The following is a 19,540-nucleotide window of genomic DNA, read 5'->3' on the forward strand; positions in this document are numbered from 1 at the left end:
CAGCCGACCCGGCGGTCACGAGCCCGTGGCACAGGCCCCGGAACGGCGACGGCGCCCGACCCCACGGAGGGGACGGACGCCGTCGTTCTCAGGCCGGGGGCGTCACTCGACGGTGACGGACTTGGCGAGATTGCGCGGCTGGTCCACGTCGTAGCCCTTGGCGGAGGAGAGCTCCAGCGCGAAGATCTGCAGCGGGACGGTGGTCAGCAGCGGCATGAGCATCGGCTGGGTCTCCGGGACCTCGAACACGTTCTCGGCGTAGGCCTCCACGGCGGTGTCGCCGCGCTCGGCCACCACGAAGGTGCGGGCGCCGCGGGCGCGGACCTCCTGGATGTTGGAGACGACCTTGGCGTGCAGCGAGTGGCGGTCCATCGGGGACGGCATCACCACGAAGACCGGCTGGCCCTCGTCGATCAGGGCGATCGGGCCGTGCTTCAGCTCGCCGGCCGCGAAGCCCTCGGCGTGGATGTAGGCGAGCTCCTTGAGCTTGAGCGCGCCCTCCATGGCCACCGGGTAGCCGACGTTGCGGCCGAGGAACAGCACCGAGGTGTCGTCCTTCATCGAGCGGGCCAGGTCCTTGATCTGCTGCTTGCGCTCGAGGATGTCCTCGATCTTCTTCGGGATCGCGGCCAGGTCCGCCAGGATGTCCTTGATCTGGCCGCTGAACAGCTTCTTGTTCAGCTGGGCCAGGTACAGGCCGAGCAGGTAGGCGGCGGTGATCTGCGCCAGGAACGCCTTGGTGGACGCCACGGCGATCTCCGGGCCGGCGTGCGTGTAGAGCACGGCGTCGGAGTCGCGCGGGATCGTGGAGCCGTTGGTGTTGCAGATGGCGACCGTGCGGGCGCCCTGCTCCTTGGCGTAGCGGACCGCCATGAGCGTGTCCATGGTCTCGCCGGACTGGGAGATGGAGACGACCAGGGTGGTGGGGTCGATGATCGGGTCGCGGTACCGGAACTCGTGGGAGAGCTCGACCTCGACCGGGATGCGGCACCAGTGCTCGATGGCGTACTTGGCGACCATGCCCGCGTAGGCGGAGGTGCCGCACGCCAGGACGATGATCTTGTTGACGGCCATGAGCTCCTCGGGCTCGATGCGCAGCTCGTCCAGGATGAGCTGGCCGGCGGCGTCGGTGCGGCCCAGCAGGGTGTCCGCGACAGCCTGGGGCTGGTCGTGGATCTCCTTCTCCATGAAGGTCTCGAAGCCGCCCTTCTCGGCCGCCGAGGCGTCCCAGTCGACGGTGAACTCCTTGCCCTGCGCCGGGTTGCCCTGGAAGTCGGTGATCTCGACGGCGTCCGCGGTGATGGTGACGACCTGGTCCTGGTCGAGCTCGATCGCCTGCTTGGTGAAGTCGATGAAGCCGGAGACGTCCGAGCCGAGGAAGTTCTCGCCCTCGCCCACACCCACCACGAGCGGGGAGTTGCGGCGGGAGGCGACCACCCGGTCCGGGGAATCCACGTGCACGGCCAGCAGGGTGAAGGCGCCCTCGAAGCGGCGGGAGGCCAGCTGCATGGACGCGGTGAGGTCCCCGGCGCCCTCGTTGCGGTAGATGTCCCCGAGCACGGCGGCGGCCACCTCGGTGTCGGTCTCGGAGAGGAACTCGACGCCCTTGGCGAGCATCTCCTCCTTGAGCTCCGCGTAGTTCTCGATGATCCCGTTGTGGATCAGGGCGAGGCGGCCCTCGTCCGCCAGGTGCGGGTGGGCGTTCTGGTCGCTCGGGCCGCCGTGGGTGGCCCAACGGGTGTGGCCGATGCCCAGGCGGCTGGCCGGCACCGGGTGCTCCTCCAGCTCCTCAGCGAGGTTGGCCAGCTTGCCGGCCTTCTTGCAGTGGTACAGCTCACCGTCGGCGACGAGGGCCACGCCGGCCGAGTCGTAGCCGCGGTATTCCAGGCGACGCAGGCCCTCCATCAGGACGTCGAGAGCCGAGTGCTCACGTTCCGTCGAGGCGCTGCCGATGTATCCGACGATTCCACACATGGTCGGAACTCTACCGTGACTGCACCGTCCGTCACCCCTCCGCCGGGCGCGTCTGCATGCCGGGTGCCCAGGGTCACATGCGGTGCCGCGCACCCCGTCGCGGACGACGGGCCGTGACCGCACCGGCTCCGTGGCAGGATGGACAGGTGGACACCGACAACACCGACGACCATCCGGCGCCGCGCTCGTCGCGCCCGCAGGAGCATCACAGCTCCCCGTTCGTGGAGTTGGAACGTCAGACCTGGGCCCGCCTGGCCTCCGAGATGGCGCAGCCGTTCGACCAGGACGACGTCGAGCGCCTGCGCGGCCTCGGCGACGCCCTCTCCCTGAAGGAGGTCGCAGAGGTCTACCTCCCGCTGTCCCGCCTGCTGAGCATCAAGGTGGAGGCCGCCGCCTCCCTGCGCCGCGCCACGGACGAGTTCCTCGGCGAACACACCCGCCGCACCCCTTTCGTGATCGGTGTGGCCGGCTCGGTGGCCGTCGGCAAGTCCACCACAGCCCGCGTGCTGAAGGAGATGCTGCGCCGGTGGCCGAACACCCCGCGGGTGCAGCTGATCACCACGGACGGCTTCCTCTACCCCAACGCGGTGCTCCAGGAGCGGGGCCTCATGACGCGGAAGGGCTTTCCCGAGTCCTACGACCGCCGGGCACTGCTGCGCTTCGTGTCCGAGGTGAAGTCCGGCACCGAAGAGGTCACCGCGCCGGTGTACTCCCACTTCTCCTATGACATCGTCCCCGATCGCGTGGAGGTCGTCCGTCGGCCGGACGTGCTGATCGTGGAGGGGCTGAACGTGCTGGCGCCGCCGCGGGTGCGCGCCGACGGCACGACCGGCCTGTCCGTGTCCGACTTCTTCGACTTCTCCGTGTACGTGGACGCCCGCTCGGACTGGATCCGTGGCTGGTACCTCTCCCGGTTCCGGGACCTGCGCAAGGGCGCCTTCACGGACCCGCGCAGCTACTTCCACCGCTACGCGCAGATCCCGGAGGAGGAGGCGATGGGCATCGCGGAGAACCTCTGGGACACCATCAACGGCCCGAATCTGCAGCAGAACGTGTTGCCCACGCGCGGCCGCGCCGGGCTGGTGCTGACCAAGAACCGGGACCACCAGGTCTCCCGAGTGCTCCTGAGGAAGGTCTGAGCATGCCGCGGATGAGGACCACGACGGCGGCGCTCGTGCTGGCCGTGCTGCTCGCCGGGTGCTCCGGCCCGGAGGGCGCCCCGGCGCCCTCGTCGCCGCCCTCGTCCCGCCCGGCCTCCCCCAGCGCTGCCGGCGACTCCTCGCCGGCCCCGTCCCCCGAGTCGTCCTCGCCCGCGACGACGGCCCCCTCCGCTGCCGCATCGTCGCGCTCCTCCGGGTCGCCGACGCCTGCCCCGTCCTCGTCTGCAGCGCAGCGGTCGGAGCCCTCGGGGCCCTCGGAGCCGAGCCCCGCGGCACGGGACGTGGACAGCGCGGACTCGCCGACCGTCGTCGTGAACAAGGCCCGACCGCTCGATCCCGTGGACTACGCGCCGGGCTCCCTGGAATCCGTGGACGGGGTGCCGCTGCGCCCCGAGGCCGCAGCGGCGCTCGAGGACCTGCGGGCCGAGGCCGCAGCGGCCGGCCATCACCTCACCGTCCTCAGCGGCTACCGCTCCTACGGCAGGCAGCAGCAGGTCTACGCCGGCTGGGTCAGCCACCACGGCAGCGCCGAGGCCGCGGACCGGATCTCCGCGCGCCCGGGTCACTCCGAGCACCAGACCGGCCTCGCCGTGGACCTCGGCGACGCCGCCACACCCGACTGCGATCTCGACGCCTGCTTCGGCACGACGCCCGCAGGCCGCTGGGTCGCCGTCCACGCCCACGAACACGGCTTCGTCGTCCGCTATCCGGAGGGCGCGGAGCAGGTCACCGGCTTCTCCGCCGAACCCTGGCACCTGCGCTGGCTCGGGGCGGACGCCGCCGCGCAGGTGCACGCCGGCGGCGGCGTCGTGGAGACCGTCTTCGGCCTGCCGGACGCCCCCGGCTACCGCGGCTGACGGCCACGGCCACCGTCCTGATTCATCCCGGCCGGACCCGGGGAGATGCCGAACCCCGAGGCCGGTGTGACGACCGTCAACACCCCCTGGGGCCGACTGTGTCCAGAACCACCTGTTTCCGCCTCCCTGCGAGGTCTGGTGGCGGCCTATGATTCTTCTCATGCTTCAGGGTTTCAAGGACTTCATCATGAAGGGCAACGTCATCGACCTTGCCGTGGCCGTCGTCATGGGCGGTGCCTTCGGCGCCGTCGTGAACGCTCTCGTCGAGGCGGTCCTCATGCCGCTCATCGCCGCGCTCGTCGGCTCCCCGAACTTCGACGACTTCGCCGTTCTCGACATCAACGGCGTGGCCGTCAAGTTCGGTGTGCTGCTCACCGCGATCGTCAACTTCCTGCTCATCGCCGCCGCCATCTACTTCGTCGTCGTCATGCCGATGAACAAGATGATCGAGCGCCGCAACCGCAGGCTGGGCATCGACCCGGAGGTCGAGGAGCTGACCCCGGACCAGGCTCTGCTGACCGAGATCCGCGACCTGCTGTCCACCCAGCGCGGCGGATCCATCAACGGCGAGCCGCGTCCCTGACTCATCCCCTTCCCCCCAGACCGCGGGGCCCGCTCGATCTGCACGGATCGGCCGGGCCCCTTTCTTCTCCGCTGTGACAGTGCGGAGCCTCCGACGCGCCGACGGCCGGTCATCTCCACACGGGAGGTGACCGGCCGTCGTCGGGGTCGTCCGCCCCTCAGGGACCGTCAGGGCGCCGAGTCCGGGTCCTTGCCGCGCGGCTGGTCGCCCCGGTCCAGGCAGGGCGCCCAGGAGATCCGCGGCGTCTCCCCGCACTGGGGCAGCTTCGTCACGGCGAAGGCCGCGACGAGCAGGGCGGCCACCAGCAGGGTGAGGCTGACCAGCAGAGCCCAGCGGTGCGGCGGCCCGTCCGGGACCACCGGCACCTGATCGTCGCGGAGCTGCTCCGAAGCCACGTCAGTGGTGCAGGGCGAGCTCGCGCTTGACGACCTCGGCCAGCTCCTCCGCCTCGCGGCGCGCGACGTCTTCGTCCGGGGCCTCCACCATCACGCGGACGACCGGCTCGGTGCCGGAGGGACGGAGCAGGACGCGGCCCTCGGAGCCGAGGCGCGCCATGGCGGTGGAGACGGCCGCCTGAACCTCCGGGTCCTCGGCCGTGCGGGACTTGTCCACGCCGGAGACGTTGATGAGCACCTGCGGCAGGTGCTCCATGACCGTGGCGAGCTCGGACAGACGCTTGCCGGTGCCCGCCACTCGGGCCGCGATCTGCAGACCGGTCAGGACGCCGTCGCCGGTCGTGGCGTAGTCGGAGAAGATCACGTGGCCGGACTGCTCGCCGCCCAGGGAGTACGCGCCGTGCTTCATGCCCGCCAGCACGTAGCGGTCTCCCACGCGGGTCTCCACGACGCGCACGCCGGCCTCACGCATGGCCAGCTTCAGGCCGAGGTTGGACATGACGGTGACCACCAGGGTGTCGTCCTTGAGCGCACCGCGGTCCTTGAGCGCGAGCGCCATCATGCCCATGATCTGGTCGCCGTCGACGACCTCGCCGTTCTCGTCCACGGCCAGGCAGCGGTCTGCGTCGCCGTCGTGGGCGATGCCGAGGTCCGCGCCGTGCTCCCTCACGGCGGCCTGCAGGGATTCCAGGTGGGTGGAGCCGCAGCCGTCGTTGATGTTCACACCGTCCGGGTCTGCGCCGATCACGATCACCTCCGCACCGGCGCCCTTGAAGGCCTCCGGCGAACAGCCCGAGGCGGCACCGTGGGCGCAGTCGAGGACGACCTTCAGGCCCTCGAGGCGGTTCGGCAGCGACGTGAGCAGGTGGAGGACGTAGCGGTCCTCCGCGTCGGAGAAGCGGCGCACACGGCCGACCTCGGCGCCGGTGGGACGGAGGGGCTCCTCCTGCTCCAGCCGCTGCTGGATGGCGTCCTCCTCCTCGTCCGAGAGCTTCTCGCCGCCACGGGCCAGGAACTTGATGCCGTTGTCCGGGGCGGGGTTGTGGGAGGCGGAGATCATCACGCCGAAGTCCGCGTCCAGGTCCGCCACGAGGAAGGCCGCGGCCGGGGTCGGCAGCACGCCGGCGTCCCAGACGTCCACGCCCGAGGAGGCCAGGCCGGCGACGACGGCGGCGTTGATGAACTCACCGCTGATGCGGGGGTCGCGGGCCACGACGGCGGTGGGGCGCCGCCCGCCCTCGAAGGCGTCGCCGCCGAGCACGGGGGCTGCGGCCTGGGCCAGGCGCATGGACAGTTCCACAGTGAGGGTCTCGTTGGCCAGGCCACGGACGCCGTCGGTTCCGAACAATCTAGTCATGATGCACGTCAGTCTACGTCCCCCGTGCCCGCGCGGAAGGCCTGCGCGGCGCATCAGAACCTCCCGCCGCCCGCCTCCGGACCCGGCACCAGGACGTCGCACACCTCACGGTCCGGGTCCGCCTGGAACCACGGCGCCGCCGGAGCGAACGCGGTACCATGGGCGGTTGAACCATGCCGTCGGCGGCGGTGGGCTTGACCTTCCGTCCGCTTGCGGCCCGTCCCGATCCCCTTTCGGAAGGCACCGACACATGGCGGAGGACCGCGAGAGCACCACCGAGCGCCCCTGGCGACGGAGGACGGTGCTCGGCACCACCGGACTCGCCCTGGCCGGCACACTCGCCGCGTGCACCGACGGCGACACCGGCAGTGAGACCGGTGGCGAGGCACGGCCTGCCGGCGAGTCCGTCATGACGGACCCCACCGAGGAGCGTCGGAAGCTGCCGCAGCCGACCATCATCTCGACGGCGGAGTGGGGCGCCACCCAGCCGCGCTCCCACCTTCAGACCATCAACGAGCACCCCTCGTACCTGGTCATCCACCACACGACCACCCCGAACGTCACCGACGGCTCCCGCGAGGCCGCGATCGACCTCGCCCGCCGCGTGCAGAACGGCCACGTGGGCCAGGGGTGGGGCGACTCCGGCCAGCACTTCACGATGTCCCGCGGCGGCCATATCCTCGAGGCCCGCCACGGCTCGAAGAACGCCCTCGAGACCGGCGAGACCTTCATGCTCGGCATCCACGCCCTGGGCTTCAATGCCTATGCGCTCGGCATCGAGTGCGAGGGCATCTACATGGTGAACCCGCCGCCGCAGAGCCTGTACGAGGGCCTCGTCCACCTGTGCGCGTTCATCTGCCAGCAGTACGACCTGCCCCCGAAGCGCATCATCGGTCACCGCGACCTGGTGAAGACCAGCTGCTGCGGCGATGCCTTCTACGCGAAGCTGCCGATCCTGCGCGATGACGTCCGCCGGTCTCTCGAGGCCGGCGAGTACCACGTGTCCGAGGGCTTCGGCGCGGACAATCTCCTGGACGACACCCACGTCGACCAGGACTACCTCGACAGCCTCTGAGCCTGCCCCGGCAGGACGCACGACGACGCCCCTCCCCCGCCGCCGCGGAAGGAGGGGCGCCGTCGTTGCTGCGCAACGCCTCAGGGACGTTCCGCCGGCGTTCAGCTCAGCGCACGCGCGGGAACGCGCCGTGACCGGTGTCCTCGTTCACCTCGGACAGCTCGGTGGCCGAGGCGCAGATCAGCGGATCCGGAGTCCGCACGATCGACTCGTCCTTGTTCGGGTACGGGAGGGTGTTGAGCACGTGGCGGATGGCCTCGAGGCGGGCCCGCTTCTTGTCGTTCGACTTCACGACCGTCCACGGCGCGTCGGCCGTGTGGGTGTAGAAGAACATGGCCTCCTTCGCCATGGTGTAGTCGTCCCACTTGTCCAGGGAGGCCAGGTCGGTCGGGGACAGCTTCCAGCGGCGGACCGGGTCGGTCTCACGGGTGGCGAAGCGGTTCAACTGCTCGTTGCGGGACACGGAGAACCAGAACTTGATGATGTGGATGCCGGAGTTCACCAGCATCCGCTCCAGCTCCGGGGTCTCCCGCATGAACTCCAGGTACTGCTGAGCGGTGCAGTAGCCCATCACCCGCTCCACTCCGGCGCGGTTGTACCAGGAGCGGTCCATCATGACGATCTCGCCGCCTGAGGGCAGGTGCTGGATGTAGCGCTGGAAGTACCACTGCGAGGCCTCCTCCTCCGTGGGCTTCTCCAGCGCCACCGTGCGCGCACCGCGCGGGTTGAGGTGCTCGTTGAAGCGCTTGATGGCACCGCCCTTGCCGGCGGCGTCGCGGCCCTCGAAGATGATCAGGACCTTCTGGCCGGTCTCCTTGACCCACAGCTGCATCTTCAGCAGCTCGATCTGGAGCTGACGCTTGCGCCTCTCATAGGTCTTGCGGTCGAGCTTCTTGTCATAGGGGTAGCCCTCGCGCCACGCGTTCTTGTCCAGCTGCGGCAGGGCGGCGCTCGGGTCGAGCTTGCGCCCGAGCTCGGCGAGCTCGTCGAGCTCGGCGGCGTAGTCCTCGGTGACGGCGAAGGCCTTCCGGTCCTGCCCGGACTCCATCTGGTGGCCGCCGGCGACGACGTCCTTGTTCTCGGCATCGCCCTTCTCGGACGACTTCGGGGTGGGCGTGCTGTTCTCGGCCACGGGCGGCTCCTCGGTGCTCCGGTCGGCAGGGCTCGCGTCGACTCCACGCACTGGCCTGTGCGGACGGTCCGGACGCGCTCATCCCGTCACGGCGCCTCTGCCGCGACGGCCGTCATTTTACTCTTCCTCGCCTGGACATGTGGGGTTTCTGTGTCCTCCACCACCAACCGGCTAGCATGGCACGACCGTCCTCCCCCGTGCCCACGCGGAGGTCGACGGCCATCGCACCCGACATGAGGAGACCCATGGTCACGCACCGTCAACGTCCATCCCCCCGGCGGCGTCCTGCCGCGCCCCTCGTCCTGCTCGGCGTCCTCCTCGCCCTGTTCCTCTCGGCCTGCACCGCCGGCGGGGACACCGACTCCGGCGGAGCCGCGGACGGCCCCACCTACACGATCGGCACCGACTCCACCTTCGCACCCTTCGAGTTCCGAGGGCCGGACGGCGAGCTGACCGGCATCGACGTCGACCTCATGGAGGCGATCGCCGAGAAGCAGGGCTTCCAGGTCGAATGGGAGTCCATCGGGTTCAACGCCGCGCTGCAGGCCCTGTCCTCCGACCAGGTCGACGGCGTGATTGCCGGCATGGGCATCACCGATGAGCGTGCACAGGTCTACGACTTCTCCGACCCCTACTTCACGTCCGAGCTGCAGCTCGCCGTGCCGGAGGGCAACGACGAGATCACGTCGTGGGAGGACCTCGAGGGCAAGACCGTTGCGGTGAAGACCGGATCCCTCTCCGAGGACGAGGCCAAGAAGAAGCAGGAGGAGATCGACTTCGAGCTCACCTCCCTGGACCAGAGCACCACGATGGTGCAGACCGTGAAGACCGGAAACGCGGACGCCCTCATGGACGACCGTCCCGTGCTGGCGTACGGGGTCACCCAGGGCTCCGGCCTGAAGCTGGTCGCCGAGCCCATCAATACGGGCAACTACGGATTCGCCGTCAACAAGGGGATGAACGAGCAGCTCCTCGCCGACTTCAACGCCGGTCTGGCCGAGCTGAAGGAGTCCGGCGAGTACGACGAGATCGTCGCCGAGTACCTCGGCGACGCGGCCGGCGACGGCACCCCTGAGCCGCCGTCGTTCTTCGAGATGCTCACGCAGATCATGCCTGCCCTGCTCAAGGGCCTCCAAAACACCCTGCTGGTCACGGGCATCGCCTTCCTCTCCGCCATGGCCCTCGGCCTGCTCTTCGGCTTCATGAAGGTCTCCGGCAACGTCCTGCTGCGCGGCATCGCCAACATCTTCATCAACGTCTTCCGAGGCACGCCGCTGCTGGTGTGGGCCTTCTTCTTCTACTTCGGGCTCCCCGGCATCATCGGCGTCCCCGTGAACATCTGGGTCGCCGGCGTGCTGACACTCGCACTCAACGGAGCCGCCTACATCGCCGAGATCGTCCGCGGAGGAATCCAGTCCGTGGACGCGGGCCAGGCCGAGGCGGCACGCTCCCTCGGCCTGGGATACGGCAAGACCATGCGCCGCGTGGTCCTCCCCCAGGCGTTCACCATCATGACGCCGTCCCTGATCAACCAGCTGATCATCATGCTGAAGGACTCCTCGCTGCTGCTGGCCATCGGCTTCGCCGAGCTGCTGTACCAGGCCCAGCAGGTGTACGCGTCCAACTTCCGTGTGACCGAGGTGCTGTTCATCGTGGCCGCGATCTACTTCGTGGCCATCTGGCTCCTCACACAGCTGGCGAACTTCGTGGAGAGGAAGATCAACAAGTGAAGGCTCCCGTGAACGACACCCGACCCCGCCCGGAGGCAGAGTCCGCCGCCCCCAAGATCGTGGTGGAGGACCTGCACAAGCATTTCGGCGACAACGAGGTCCTCAAGGGCATCGACGCGACCGTGGCGGAGGGAGAGGTCGTCTGTGTGATCGGCCCCTCGGGCTCCGGCAAGTCGACGTTCTTGCGCTGCCTGAACCGGCTAGAGGACCTCACCTCCGGGCGCGTGCTGATCGGGGACGACGACCTCTCGGACGCCTCCGTGGACATCGACGAGGTCCGTCGACGCATCGGCATGGTGTTCCAGCACTTCAACCTCTTCCCCCACCTCAGCGTCGAGGAGAACATCACGCTGGCCCCCGTCGAGCTCGGGCTGGCGACGAAGGGGGAGGCTCGCGCCACCGCTCAGCGGCTCCTGGAGCGCGTCGGGCTCGGGGACAAGGCCCAGGCACGCCCCCGATCACTCTCGGGCGGGCAGAAGCAGCGCGTCGCGATCGCCCGCGCACTGGCCATGAGCCCGGAGGTCATGCTCTTCGACGAGGCGACCTCCGCCCTCGACCCGGAGATGGTGGGCGAAGTGCTGCAGGTCATCCGTGACCTGGCCGACGAGGGCATGACGATGGTGCTGGTGACGCACGAGATGGGCTTCGCCCGCGAGGTCGCCGATCGCGTCATGTTCATGGCGGACGGACGGATCATGGAGCAGGACGTGCCCGAGCGCATCTTCGATGCGCCGCAGACCCCACGGCTCCAGGAGTTCCTCTCCAAGGTGCTCTGAAGGCACCCTGCGGCGGACGGCGGCGACCCCCATCGGGGGTCGCCGCCGCAGGCCCCGGACACGGCCGTGGCCGGCCACCCCAGACGGGGTGACCGGCCACGGTCTGCTGTGCCGGCGAAGCGGCCGGTCCGTCGCGGAGAGCCGGACCTGCCCCTCGCGGCGGCGAGGATCAGCGCTTCGAGTACTGCGGGGCCTTGCGGGCCTTCTTCAGGCCGGCCTTCTTGCGCTCGATGATGCGGGCGTCGCGGGTCAGGAAGCCGGCCTTCTTCAGGGCCGGGCGGTTGTGCTCGCGATCGATCTCGTTCAGCGCGCGGGAGATGCCCAGGCGCAGCGCACCGGCCTGGCCGGAGGGGCCGCCGCCGTGGATGCGGGCGATGACGTCGTAGGCGCCCTCGAGCTCCAGCAGGGTGAAGGGGTCGTTGACCTCCTGCTGGTGCAGCTTGTTCGGGAAGTAGCTGTCCAGGGTGCGGCCGTTGATGGTCCACTGGCCGGAGCCCGGGACGACGCGGACGCGGGCCACGGCCTCCTTGCGGCGGCCCACGGCGGAGCCGGCGACGGTGAGGGCCGGGCGCTCGGTGGCGGCCGGGGCGTCGGAGGTCTGAGCGGACTCGGAGGTGTAGCTGGTCAGCTCCGCGCCCTCGTTCTCATTGATGGTCATGGGGTCTCCTTGAAGAGGTCTCGAAGGGCGGGCGCCGATTACTGGGCGACCTGGCCGATCTCGAAGGTCTTGGGCTGCTGGGCGGCGTGCGGATGCTCGGCACCGCGGTACACCTTCAGCTTGGACAGCTGCTGGGCGGCCAGGGAGTTCTTGGGGAGCATGCCCTTGACGGCCTTCTCCACGGCGCGCACCGGGTTCTTCTCCAGGAGCTCCTCGTAGGAGACGGACTTGAGGCCGCCCGGGTAGCCGGAGTGGCGGTAGGCGCGCTTCTTCTCGAGCTTGGCGCCGGTCAGGGCCACCTTCTCGGCGTTGATGATGATGACGTGATCGCCCATGTCCATGTGGGGGGCGAACGTCGGCTTGTGCTTGCCGCGCAGCAGGATCGCGGTCTGGGAGGCCAGGCGGCCGAGCACCACATCGGTGGCGTCGATGACGTGCCACTGACGGTCGGCGTCACCGGGCTTGGGAGTGTACGTACGCACGTTGTCTGCCTTCATGGTCGGTAGTTCGGTCACAGCCGTGCCGGGCCGGGCGTGAGTCAGGCCTGACGCGGCTGTCAGTTCTCCGCGCGCGCCGGGCGCCAGGTGAGGACTGGCGGGCATCCGGGCCCTGAACATCCGATGGGCGCCGGCGAGAACACGGCCATGCAACTGAGCCTCTCGCGGCGCGCCTGAATCCGGATGCGGACATGCGCAACGACATCACATCATATCGGTTCGTCACCCCGATTGCCACCGGGGACGCTGTCGCCCTCCGCACGCGCCCTCAGGCGTCCCTGTCGATCTGCGCGGCGTCACGCCGGGCCCGGGTGCCCTCCGCCCGGGAGGCGAGGGAGCCGTCGTCGGGGTATTCGACGTGGTCCAGGACCAGGGCATGCGGCGGGGCGAGACGGGACAGGGAGTCGCGGACCTGCGCCTGAAGACGCTCGGCCATCCACCCCGGCTCCTGACGCCCCTCCCCCACGGCCACGGCCGCGGCGACGAGGGCGCGCACCATGTGGTGACAGAAGGCGTCCGCGCGCAGGCGGCACTCGAGCACCCCGTCCGAGCCGCGCTCCACGGTGAAGGCCTGCAGCTCGCGGATGGTGGTCCCCTCCGGCCTCGGCCTGCAGTAGCTCAGGAAGTCGTGGAGCCCGACGACGGAACGCGCCTCCGCCTGCATCCTCGCCTCGTCCAGGGGCTCGCGATGCCAGTAGGTGTCCCTGCGGCGGAGGGGGTCACGGGTGTCCGGCCGGTCGCTGATGCGATAGCGATAGGAGCGCCACAGGGCCGAGAAGCGGGCGTCGAAGCCCTCGGGGGCGCGGACGGCCGAGCGGATGACGAGCGCGTCCGATGCTCGGCGGAGCACGCCGTGCAGACGCCGGACGAGGGTCTCCCCCGGCTCCAGGCCTGCGCGGCCGCGGACCAGGCCCTCCCACTCGGTCTCGCTGAGGTCGAGGTGGACGACCTGGTGGGCCGCGTGGACGCCCGCGTCCGTGCGACCGGCCACGACGGTGCGCACCGGTCGGCGCAGGATGGTCTCCAACGCATCCTCGAGGGTGCCCTGCACGGTGCTCAGGCCAGGCTGGGCGGCCCAGCCGCGGAAGTCGGTGCCGTCGTAGGCGAGGTCCAGGCGCACACGGACCAGACGCGGCTCCTCGCCGGTGGCCGACGTTGCGGCGGTGACGGCGGTCATCACACCAGCCCCGAGGTCAGGAGGAAAAGCGCGCCTGCGTGGGCGATGGTCGAGCCGAGCACGCCGTGGCGGATCGCGATCGCAGCGCAGACGAGCCCCTCGACGAGGGTGAAGGCCAAGATCGGCCAGCCGACCTCGGTCACGGTGGAGGCCAGGAAGACGTGGCCGGCGGCGAAGAACGCCGCCGAGGCCAGGGCCGCGCGCGCCACGGTGGTGTGGTGCTCCAGCTCGGACTGCAGCAGACCGCGGAACAGGACCTCCACGAGCAGGCCGGCGCAGAAGACGAACACCAGCAGCGGGACGAGGATGCCGGCCGCCACGGCACCGCCACGGACGTCGAGCGGGACGTCGCCGAGCCCGAGCGCCGCCGAGAGGGCGGGCACCGAGCCGTAGAGGACCGCGAAGGGAAGGACGATCACAGCGGCACCGAGGAGTCCGACCGGGCCGGAGAGCCAGGCGCGGTCCGCCGTCCACCGCATCCCACGGGAGCGCTGCCGGAAGGCCGCCACCAGGCCGGCGACCGCCGCCAGAGCGAGCACGGACAGGCTGATCAGCTGGATCGGGTCCGAAGTGAAGCGCAGCCACAGGACGGGCCGCTCCCCCGCCGTGCCGAACGTGAACAGACCGTGCCCCACCATGGCGTCCCGCAGCAGCACGACGCCGAGGATCGCCACGAGGACACGGGCGGCGACCATGCGCCCGGGCACGAGCGCCAGGGCTGCGACCACCAGCAGCAGGCCCGGGGCCACGTCGATCAGGTAGGCCGCCAGGCTGTCGAGAGAGGGGTCGCCGAACACCCTGGCAGTGTACCGAGCAGAGACGGCGGGACCGGCGACGCACCGAGCGGAGACGGCGGGCACGGCGAAGGGGCCGCCCCCTCCACAGCGGAGGGAACGACCCCTGGCACGGTGCCGGCGTCAGCGCACCGGCGCGAAGATCACTCGGAGACCTTCTGGGCGGCCTCGCCGCCGGCCGGGGCATAGCCCGCGGCCTTGGCGTCCTCGACGGAGGCGAACCAGACCTCGGCGGTGGTCTGGTCGTACCAGCGAGAGCCGGGCACGTGGTACTTCATGGAGCCCGCATTGCCCTTGATGTCGGCACCCTCCGGCGCCGAGCCGTCCTCGTTGGCCGGGATCGGGCCGTTGCCGGTTGCGGCGGCCTCCTCGGCCGGGGCGGTCTCCTCGGCCGGGGCCTCGGCGGCGGCCTGGGCCTCGTCCACCTGCGGCTCCGCCGGGGCGGCATCCGCCGGGGCGGCGGCGGTGGCCTGCTCGGCCTCCTTCACGACGGCCTGCTTGGCGGACACCGGGTCCATGACCAGCTCGATGACGGCCATCGGGGCGTTGTCGCCGTTGCGGTTGCCGATCTTGGTGATGCGGGTGTAGCCGCCGTCGCGCTCGGCCATGACCGGGGCGATCACGGTGAACAGCTCGTGCACCACGGTCTTGTTCGTACGGTTCTTCGCGGCGATGATGCCCTGGACCTTGCGACGGGCCGGCAGGTCACCCTTCTTGGCGAAGGTGATGAGGCGCTCGGCGAACGGGCGCAGACGCTTGGCGCGGGTGAGCGTCGTGGTGATCGACTTGTGCTCGAACAGCTGGGCAGACATGTTGGCCAGCATGATGCGCTCGTGGGCCGGGCTGCCGCCCAGGCGCGGACCCTTGGTGGGGGTAGGCATGGTGTTTCTCCTCAGGTGATCCCCGACCCCTCACGGGATCGGCGGACAGGTTTGGTGGTGCGTCGAGCTCAGTACTCGGAGAACGGATCGTCGTCCATCTGCTCGGCGTGGGCCTGCGGGTCGTAGCCGGCGGGCGAGTCCTTGAGGGACAGGCCGAGCTCGTAGAGCTTCTCCTTGACCTCGTCGATGGACTTCGCGCCGAAGTTCCGGATGTCCATCAGGTCGGCCTCGGAGCGGGCCACGAGCTCACCCACGGAGTGGATGCCCTCGCGCTTGAGGCAGTTGTAGGAGCGCACGGTGAGCTCCAGCTCCTCGATCGGCTGTGCCAGGTCCGCGGAGACGGCGGCGTCGGCCGGGGCCTCGCCCAGGTCGATGCCCTCGGCCTCGACGTTGAGCTCGTGGGCCAGGCCGAACAGCTCGACCAGCGTGGAGCCTGCGGAGGCCACGGCGTCACGCGGAAGCATGGACTCCTTGGTCTCCACGTCCAGGATCAGACGGTCGAAGTCCGTGCGCTGCTCCACACGGGTGGCCTCCACCTTGAAGGTGACCTTCAGCACCGGCGAGTAGATCGAGTCGATCGGCATGCGACCGATCTCGGAGTCGGCCAGCTTGTTCTGGGCCGCGGTCACGTAGCCGCGGCCGCGCTCGATGGTCAGCTCCATCTCGAACTTGCCCTTCGCGTTCAGGGTCGCGATGTGCAGGTCCGGGTTGTGGATCTCCACGCCGGCCGGCGCGGTGATGTCAGCGGCGGTGACGACGCCCGCACCCTGCTTGCGCAGGTAGGCGACGACCGGCTCGTCGTTCTCCGAGGAGACCGAGAGCTTCTTGATGTTGAGGATGACCTCGGTGACATCCTCCTTGGCACCGCTGATGGTGCTGAACTCGTGCAGCACACCGTCCACGCGGATGCTGGTCACGGCAGCACCGGGGATGGAGGACAGCAGAGTGCGGCGCAGGGAGTTGCCGAGGGTGTAGCCGAAGCCGGGCTCCAGCGGCTCGATGACGAACCGGGAACGACGATCGGAGACAACCTCTTCGGTCAGCGTGGGGCGCTGTGCAATGAGCACGGACATTTCCTTTCGGCGGGCGTCCGCCATATGACGCACGCAGGGGGTGGAAACGAGTTCTATGGGTGGGCAGGTCCGAGGACCTGTCCCCGCGCCCCTCAAGCGAGGGCCGCGGGGACTCGACAGGTGTCAGACGCGACGGCGCTTGGCCGGGCGGGCGCCGTTGTGCGCCATCGGGGTGACGTCCTGGATGGAGCCCACCTCGAGGCCTGCGGCCTGCAGGGAGCGGATCGCGGTCTCGCGACCGGAACCCGGTCCCTTCACGAACACATCGACCTTGCGCATGCCGTGCTCCTGCGCACGCTTGGCGGCCTGCTCGGCGGCCATCTGCGCGGCGTAGGGGGTGGACTTGCGGGAGCCCTTGAAGCCGACCTCGCCGGAGGAGGCCCAGGCGATCACGGCGCCGGTGGTGTCGGTGATGGACACGATGGTGTTGTTGAACGTGCTCTTGATGTGGGCCTGGCCCACGGTGATGTTCTTGTTTGCCTTGCGACGCGGCTTGCGAACCGCTGCGCGAGTCTTCGGGGGCATGGATATCTCCTACGGGAAAGCTGGGGTGGATCTACCTGCAGCGCCTCGGCCCGTCCTGTGCGGCGGGGACCGTGGCGCCGGGGATCACTTCTTCTTGCCGGCGACCGTCTTCTTCGGACCCTTGCGGGTACGGGCGTTGGTCTTGGTGCGCTGGCCGCGCACGGGCAGGCCGCGACGGTGACGCAGGCCCTCGTAGGAGCCGATCTCGACCTTGCGGCGGATGTCGGCGGCGACCTCGCGGCGGAGGTCGCCCTCGACCTTGTAGGTGCCCTCGATGTGATCGCGCAGCTTCACCAGCTGCTCGTCCGAGAGGTCCTTCACGCGGATGTTCGGGTCGACGCCCGTTGCCGCCAGGGTCTCCTCGGCGCGGGTCCTGCCCACACCGTAGATGTACGTGAGTGCGATGATCACGCGCTTCTCGCGCGGGATGTCAACGCCTGCAAGACGAGCCATATGGCCGCCCTCCTGTTCCTTCTGCAGCAGGGGTCTGCACCAGTGACGTCCCGCCCACGTGGCCTGGCGGCCTGCGCGGCCCGGTGCACGGCACCGGGGAAGTGTTCCGGTGTGGATCCGTGCCGGCGGCCCCGCCGCGAGCGGTCTCCGGCCCCTGCGACCGGAGGTTGCGTCCGTGCCCCGCCCGCAGGCGGTGGACGCTGTCCTGATGTCTCGGCCCTGATGGCCGATGTGAATATGGGTGATGTGCACTCAGGCGGCGCCGCCCCGGACCGGGGCGGACGCTCAGCCCTGGCGCTGCTTGTGGCGCGGGTTCGAGCAGATCACCAGCACGCGGCCCTTACGGCGCACGACCTGGCAGTTGTCGCAAATCCGCTTCACGCTCGGCTGAACCTTCACGGTTCCTCCTCTTGCGCTCGCTTGTCGGACGGTTTACTTGTAGCGGTACACGATGCGACCCCGGTTGAGGTCGTACGGGCTAAGCTCGACCACGACCCGGTCCTCGGGGAGGATGCGGATGTAGTGCTGACGCATCTTGCCGGAGATCGTCGCGAGCACGATGTGCTCGTTCTGCAGGCGGACCCGGAACATTGCATTCGGCAATGCCTCGGTCACCGTGCCCTCGACCTCGATGACACCTTCCTTCTTAGCCATGTCCTCCACAATCGTTGGGCCCCGCCTCGCCAGGGCACAGGCCCTCGCGCGATGGGACAGGAATGGGTTCGACCCACCTCCACCTGGACAGGCAGAGGCACAGTCAGCGCCCCAGCTTACCCCATCTCCGGATTGATTCCAACCGCCGACGGCGTCGCGGAGCACTGCGCAGGTCGCCTCGTGCGCTCCCCGGTGAACCGGTGACGACGGTCGCTCGCCGGCCGAAGGCGCGGGGCCGTCGTCGGGGCCTGGATCAGGACCTCCCCGCAGGCCGAGCGCCGGCCGCGGGCGCCGGGATCACTCCCCCGGCGGCACCGGGGTGACGCCGAAGCGCGCGAGCTCGGAGGCACCACCGTCCGGCGCGGTGAGCACCCACACTCCTCCGCGATGCCGGCAGACGCTGTGCTCCCACTGGCTGGCCCGCCCGCCGTCCGTGGTGACGACCGTCCAGTCGTCCTCCAGAGTGACGGTCTCGATGCCGCCGCGCACGAGCATCGGCTCGATCGCCAAGGCCATGCCCGCCTGCACCTTGGGGCCGCGGTGCCCGGTGCGGTAGTTGAAGACGTCCGGCGGCATGTGCATCTTCGAGCCGATGCCGTGGCCGACGTAGTCCTCGAGGATGCCCAACGGGGGTCCCGACTGCCGGGTGACGAAGTCGTCGATCGCGTCGCCGACCTCGCCCACGTTGCTCGCCGTCGCCAGGGCGGCGATGCCCACCCACAGGGCCTCACGGGTGATCTCGGACAGCCGCTCGTCCTCCGGATCCGCCGTGCCGGCCTCCGAGGAGCCGAGGATCACCGTGCGCGCGGAGTCGGCGTGCCAGCCGTCCACGATCGCGCCGCCGTCGATCTTCACCACGTCGCCGGACTGCAGCACGCGCTCGCCCGGGATCCCGTGGACGACCTCCTCGTTCACCGACGTGCAGATCGTCGCCGGGAACCCGTGGTAGCCGAGGAAGTTGGACGTGGCGCCGTGCTCGTCCAGCACGGCACGGAACACCTGGTCCAGCTCTGCGGTGGTCACCCCGGGGGCCGCCGCGCCGACGGCGGCGTCGAGGGCGCGCGAGAGGACCACCCCCGCGCGCTGCATGGTCTGCAGCTCGGAGGTGGTCTTCAGCTCGAGGGAACGACGGGCGAACACCCGATCAGGCCTCCTCGGAGCCCTGGTCCACCACCGGCAGGGTGCCGGTGGCCGCACGCACGGAGTAGACGGCCTGCAGCAGGCGCTCGGTGACGTCGTCCACCTGGCCGGTGCCGTCCACGCGGGTGACGATGCCGCGGTCCTGGTAGCTCTCGATGACCGCCGCGGTCTCCTGGTGGTACAGGTCGAGACGGTGGGTGATGACGTCCTCGGTGTCGTCGGCGCGGCCCTCGATCTCAGCGCGCTTGAGCAGGCGAGCGACGAGCTCCTCGTCCGGGACGGTCAGCTCGACCACGACGGAGAGGGCGTGGCCCGAGTCCTTGAGCATGGAGTCCAGCGCCTCCACCTGCCCGGCGGTGCGCGGGTAGCCGTCCAGCAGGAAGCCGGAGGACGCGTCCGGCTGCGCGATGCGGTCGGCGACCATGCGGTTGGTCACCTCGTCCGGGACGAAGTCGCCGTTGTCGATGTACCGCTTGGCCTCCACGCCGAGCGGGGTCATCTCCTTCACGTTGTGGCGGAAGATGTCACCCGTGGAGATCGCCACGATCCCCAGCTTGTCGGCAATCCGGGCGGCCTGGGTGCCCTTGCCGGAGCCGGGAGGGCCCATGATCAGCATGCGAGTCATTTCTTGTTCCTCACTGTCGGGATC

At 69.8% G+C, this 19,540-nt stretch carries 22 protein-coding genes; 6 read left to right on the forward strand and 16 right to left on the reverse strand.

Features of this window, described 5'->3' with window-relative positions:
• Positions 1–102: 102 nt before the first annotated feature.
• Complete coding sequence (gene glmS, locus FM125_RS02945) at positions 103–1,974, reverse strand: glutamine--fructose-6-phosphate transaminase (isomerizing) (protein ID WP_087133603.1); 1,872 nt, start codon at positions 1,972–1,974, stop codon at positions 103–105.
• Positions 1,975–2,120: 146 nt separating this feature from the next.
• Between glmS and coaA the strand changes: the two genes are divergently transcribed.
• From coaA to mscL, 3 genes are all read left to right on the forward strand, one after another.
• The gene (gene coaA, locus FM125_RS02950) at positions 2,121–3,113 is read left to right on the forward strand and encodes a type I pantothenate kinase (RefSeq protein ID WP_070637575.1); all 993 of its coding nucleotides are present in this window, start codon (positions 2,121–2,123) and stop codon (positions 3,111–3,113) included.
• An 11-nt stretch (positions 3,114–3,124) separates the two neighbouring features.
• Positions 3,125–3,991, forward strand: a complete 867-nt coding sequence (locus tag FM125_RS02955; protein ID WP_087133615.1) for a M15 family metallopeptidase — start codon at positions 3,125–3,127, stop codon at positions 3,989–3,991.
• 160 nt (positions 3,992–4,151) lie between these two features.
• Entirely contained in the window at positions 4,152–4,574 is a 423-nt protein-coding gene (gene mscL, locus FM125_RS02960) for a large conductance mechanosensitive channel protein MscL (RefSeq protein ID WP_070637571.1), read from the forward strand.
• Between the two features lie 167 nt (positions 4,575–4,741).
• Here the strand turns inward: mscL and FM125_RS02965 are convergent, their stop codons facing one another.
• Together FM125_RS02965 and glmM are read right to left on the reverse strand one after the other, a co-directional pair.
• Positions 4,742–4,969 (reverse strand): hypothetical protein, encoded by a 228-nt coding sequence (locus tag FM125_RS02965; protein WP_067188367.1) that lies wholly within the window; start codon positions 4,967–4,969, stop codon positions 4,742–4,744.
• Between the two features lies 1 nt (position 4,970).
• A complete protein-coding gene (gene glmM / locus FM125_RS02970; RefSeq protein ID WP_087133604.1) occupies positions 4,971–6,326 on the reverse strand; it encodes a phosphoglucosamine mutase in 1,356 nt (451 codons plus the stop codon).
• Between the two features lie 250 nt (positions 6,327–6,576).
• Here glmM and FM125_RS02975 point away from each other — a divergent pair, with 250 nt between their 5' ends.
• Positions 6,577–7,401 carry a peptidoglycan recognition protein family protein gene (locus FM125_RS02975; RefSeq protein WP_070637567.1) on the forward strand — a complete coding sequence of 275 codons (825 nt, stop codon included), beginning with the start codon at positions 6,577–6,579 and terminating at the stop codon, positions 7,399–7,401.
• A 106-nt stretch (positions 7,402–7,507) separates the two neighbouring features.
• On the opposite strand, the gene ppk2 is transcribed toward FM125_RS02975, so the two are convergent.
• Positions 7,508–8,449, reverse strand: a complete 942-nt coding sequence (gene ppk2 / locus FM125_RS02980; RefSeq protein ID WP_087133616.1) for a polyphosphate kinase 2 — start codon at positions 8,447–8,449, stop codon at positions 7,508–7,510.
• A 329-nt stretch (positions 8,450–8,778) separates the two neighbouring features.
• Between ppk2 and FM125_RS02985 the strand changes: the two genes are divergently transcribed.
• Both FM125_RS02985 and FM125_RS02990 read left to right on the forward strand, forming a co-directional pair.
• On the forward strand, positions 8,779–10,263 hold the full coding sequence (locus FM125_RS02985; RefSeq protein ID WP_087133605.1) for an amino acid ABC transporter substrate-binding protein/permease: 1,485 nt from the start codon (positions 8,779–8,781) through the stop codon (positions 10,261–10,263).
• Entirely contained in the window at positions 10,260–11,039 is a 780-nt protein-coding gene (locus FM125_RS02990) for an amino acid ABC transporter ATP-binding protein (RefSeq protein WP_281251963.1), read from the forward strand. Before FM125_RS02985 ends, FM125_RS02990 begins: the two co-directional genes overlap by 4 nt.
• Before the next feature lie 169 nt (positions 11,040–11,208).
• Here FM125_RS02990 and rpsI read toward each other — a convergent pair whose 3' ends face one another.
• The 12 genes from rpsI to FM125_RS03050 all read right to left on the reverse strand — a co-directional run bounded on the left by rpsI (position 11,209) and on the right by FM125_RS03050 (position 19,516).
• A complete protein-coding gene (gene rpsI, locus FM125_RS02995; protein WP_067188383.1) occupies positions 11,209–11,697 on the reverse strand; it encodes a 30S ribosomal protein S9 in 489 nt (162 codons plus the stop codon).
• A gap of 38 nt (positions 11,698–11,735) precedes the next feature.
• Positions 11,736–12,179 carry a 50S ribosomal protein L13 gene (rplM, locus tag FM125_RS03000; protein WP_067188578.1) on the reverse strand — a complete coding sequence of 148 codons (444 nt, stop codon included), beginning with the start codon at positions 12,177–12,179 and terminating at the stop codon, positions 11,736–11,738.
• A 283-nt stretch (positions 12,180–12,462) separates the two neighbouring features.
• A complete protein-coding gene (truA, locus tag FM125_RS03005) occupies positions 12,463–13,371 on the reverse strand; it encodes a tRNA pseudouridine(38-40) synthase TruA (RefSeq protein WP_087133606.1) in 909 nt (302 codons plus the stop codon).
• The gene (locus tag FM125_RS03010; RefSeq protein WP_219337015.1) at positions 13,371–14,168 is read right to left on the reverse strand and encodes a CPBP family glutamic-type intramembrane protease; all 798 of its coding nucleotides are present in this window, start codon (positions 14,166–14,168) and stop codon (positions 13,371–13,373) included. Before FM125_RS03010 ends, truA begins: the two co-directional genes overlap by 1 nt.
• Before the next feature lie 140 nt (positions 14,169–14,308).
• Positions 14,309–15,046: a 50S ribosomal protein L17, sunset domain variant gene (gene rplQ, locus FM125_RS03015; protein WP_087133607.1), complete on the reverse strand. Its 738-nt coding sequence runs from the start codon at positions 15,044–15,046 to the stop codon at positions 14,309–14,311.
• A 68-nt stretch (positions 15,047–15,114) separates the two neighbouring features.
• Entirely contained in the window at positions 15,115–16,113 is a 999-nt protein-coding gene (locus FM125_RS03020; protein ID WP_067188580.1) for a DNA-directed RNA polymerase subunit alpha, read from the reverse strand.
• 129 nt (positions 16,114–16,242) lie between these two features.
• A complete protein-coding gene (gene rpsK / locus FM125_RS03025; RefSeq protein WP_067188395.1) occupies positions 16,243–16,644 on the reverse strand; it encodes a 30S ribosomal protein S11 in 402 nt (133 codons plus the stop codon).
• Between the two features lie 84 nt (positions 16,645–16,728).
• Positions 16,729–17,097, reverse strand: coding sequence for a 30S ribosomal protein S13 (rpsM, locus tag FM125_RS03030; protein ID WP_067188400.1), 369 nt, complete (start codon positions 17,095–17,097; stop codon positions 16,729–16,731).
• A gap of 285 nt (positions 17,098–17,382) precedes the next feature.
• Positions 17,383–17,496: a 50S ribosomal protein L36 gene (rpmJ, locus tag FM125_RS03035; RefSeq protein WP_082739490.1), complete on the reverse strand. Its 114-nt coding sequence runs from the start codon at positions 17,494–17,496 to the stop codon at positions 17,383–17,385.
• Positions 17,497–17,529: 33 nt separating this feature from the next.
• Positions 17,530–17,751, reverse strand: a complete 222-nt coding sequence (infA, locus tag FM125_RS03040) for a translation initiation factor IF-1 (RefSeq protein WP_067188402.1) — start codon at positions 17,749–17,751, stop codon at positions 17,530–17,532.
• 297 nt (positions 17,752–18,048) lie between these two features.
• Positions 18,049–18,891 (reverse strand): type I methionyl aminopeptidase, encoded by an 843-nt coding sequence (gene map, locus FM125_RS03045; protein WP_087133608.1) that lies wholly within the window; start codon positions 18,889–18,891, stop codon positions 18,049–18,051.
• Between the two features lie 4 nt (positions 18,892–18,895).
• A complete protein-coding gene (locus FM125_RS03050) occupies positions 18,896–19,516 on the reverse strand; it encodes an adenylate kinase (protein WP_067188405.1) in 621 nt (206 codons plus the stop codon).
• Positions 19,517–19,540: the final 24 nt, after the last annotated feature.

Source organism: Micrococcus lylae, from assembly GCF_900163825.1.
In the GTDB taxonomy this organism is placed as follows: Bacteria; Actinomycetota; Actinomycetes; order Actinomycetales; family Micrococcaceae; genus Micrococcus; species Micrococcus lylae.